Origin of the sequence: Microcoleus sp. S13_C3 (assembly GCF_036700905.1) — a bacterium.
Classification (GTDB): domain Bacteria; phylum Cyanobacteriota; class Cyanobacteriia; order Cyanobacteriales; family Microcoleaceae; genus Microcoleus.
In genome coordinates this window covers 1-1,718 of record NZ_JAUBPT010000341.1, presented here as the reverse complement: position 1 = coordinate 1,718, position 1,718 = coordinate 1, and the positions used below count along the sequence as shown (strand labels likewise).

The 1,718-nt window shown below is 45.1% G+C and carries 3 protein-coding genes; all 3 read left to right on the top strand.

The features are described from left to right. Window positions 1-198 precede the first annotated feature (198 nt). On the top strand, window positions 199-402 hold the full coding sequence (locus tag QUA16_RS36565) for a hypothetical protein (RefSeq protein ID WP_333109740.1): 204 nt from the start codon (window positions 199-201) through the stop codon (window positions 400-402). A 218-nt stretch (window positions 403-620) separates the two neighbouring features. Next, complete coding sequence (locus tag QUA16_RS36560) at window positions 621-1,472, top strand: Npun_R2479 family HD domain-containing metalloprotein (protein WP_333109739.1); 852 nt, start codon at window positions 621-623, stop codon at window positions 1,470-1,472. Next, on the top strand, window positions 1,465-1,718 hold a 254-nt coding region (locus QUA16_RS36555), incomplete at its 3' end, for a hypothetical protein (RefSeq protein WP_333109738.1). The genes QUA16_RS36560 and QUA16_RS36555, both read left to right, overlap by 8 nt.

The window sequence follows — 1,718 nt, the reverse complement described above, 5'->3', positions numbered from 1 at the left end:
GCCTTTTTTAGGCATTGGTGTAATCATACCGCCCACAATGTTAATCAGTCAAGTTAAGTATGACTAAGTTTAGTAAAGTTTTTGGCGAGTTAGTCCAACTCCAGCCTGCGATCGCATCACCGTCTATAGCCGATCTACATCACATAAAGTTATCTAAAATTGCCGGACAATAAGAAATATACATTGAGTTGACGGCAGATGACAACCAAAGCTTATATTCCTGAATATAAAATTTCCGAACTTTACTTGAACATTTGGAAATCCGGTAAGATCGATCGGACTGTGTTCCAGCAAATTCAATACGCCATTAATTCTCACAGTTTAAAAAGTTCAGACGATCGAAAAATTGTCAGCAGGCTGCTGTATGCAGTACGGCGGGGATGGGTGTCAGTGACGGACTGAGTTACTTGGGACTTTTGAGTCGGGGCGCGAGATTGCTTCGTGACTCCCCGGGCGTAGCTGCGTCACTGAGTTGTGACATTGCCACCCATTTGCCGCCCACAGAGCACAACACACGCGGGGTGCAGGAGTTGTGAACTAAAATCTCATCCATAAAATTAGAGGACTTCCCAATAGATGCACCGCTCTTAAAAGGAAATATTAAGGTAAAAGGACACGGTATGTTTAATTCTACAGAACTGCTGATCGAGGCTTTCATCCAACAACTTCAGAACGGGTACAGCCGCACTTACGGAGGCTACAAATCAGACTATGCTGACATTATTGCCTGGGTGGGCGCAATGGCGTTAGAAAACATCGCTAACAGCGACGCTCTTTATCACAATGTAGAACACGCCATTTGCATTAGCTTAGTCGGTCAAGAAATCTTGCGGGGAAAACACATTCGCCAGGGCGGAGTTTCCTGCGAAGATTGGCTGCACTTCATCATTTCTTTGCTGTGCCAAGACATCGGATATGTCAAAGGAGTTTGCCGACAAGACCAAGAATCAGAAGGATTGTATGCTACGGGAAAAGATGGCATGAGAATTGCACTTGCTCCCGGTGCAACAGCCGCTAGCTTAGCTCCTTACCGAGTTGACAGAGCTAAATTGTTTATTGACGAGCGCTTCGGCAACCACAAGCTAATTAATGCTGAGATAATTAAGCAGAACATAGAACAGACTCGTTTCTCGGTGCTTGACGGCAACACTGACGAGGATGCAGTTAATTACTCTAGTTTAGTTCGCGGTGCTGACTTGATAGGTCAGCTCAGCAACCCGCAATATTTGCAGAAAATTGGCGCGTTGTTTTACGAGTTGGAAGAAAGCGGTGCTACTAAACTTTTGGGCTGCCGACATCCGGGCGACTTGCTGCAAAGCTACTCTAAGTTTTACTGGAGTGGCATTTATCCTCACATCAGTGAATCTCTCGGTTACTTGCAGTTGACGCAGGAAGGCAAACAGATTGTTGCTAGTTTGTACGCTAACATATTTCGGATGGAACACCAACGTTGCGATTCTGAGGTTGCTTGATTGCCAAAGTGCAGTCAGCAGTCAGTTGTCAGTTGTCAGTTGTCATTTGTCAGTTGTCATTGGTTATTTGTCAGTTGTCATTGGTTATTTGTCAGTTGTCATTGGTTATTTGTCAGTTGTCAGTTGTCAGTTGTCAGTTGTCAGTTGTCATTGGTTATTTGTAGGTGCTAATATAGCGGTTCTCAAGCGTGGTGAGGTATGCCCTATGCCCTATGCCCTATGCCCTATGCCCTATGCCCTATGCCC

What these genes read in the sequence shown, in the direction of transcription:
- QUA16_RS36560 (WP_333109739.1), top strand. Translation starts at nt 621, where the DNA reads ATGTTTAATTCTACAGAACTGCTGATCGAGGCTTTCATCCAACAACTT.
- QUA16_RS36565 (WP_333109740.1), top strand. Translation starts at nt 199, where the DNA reads ATGACAACCAAAGCTTATATTCCTGAATATAAAATTTCCGAACTTTAC.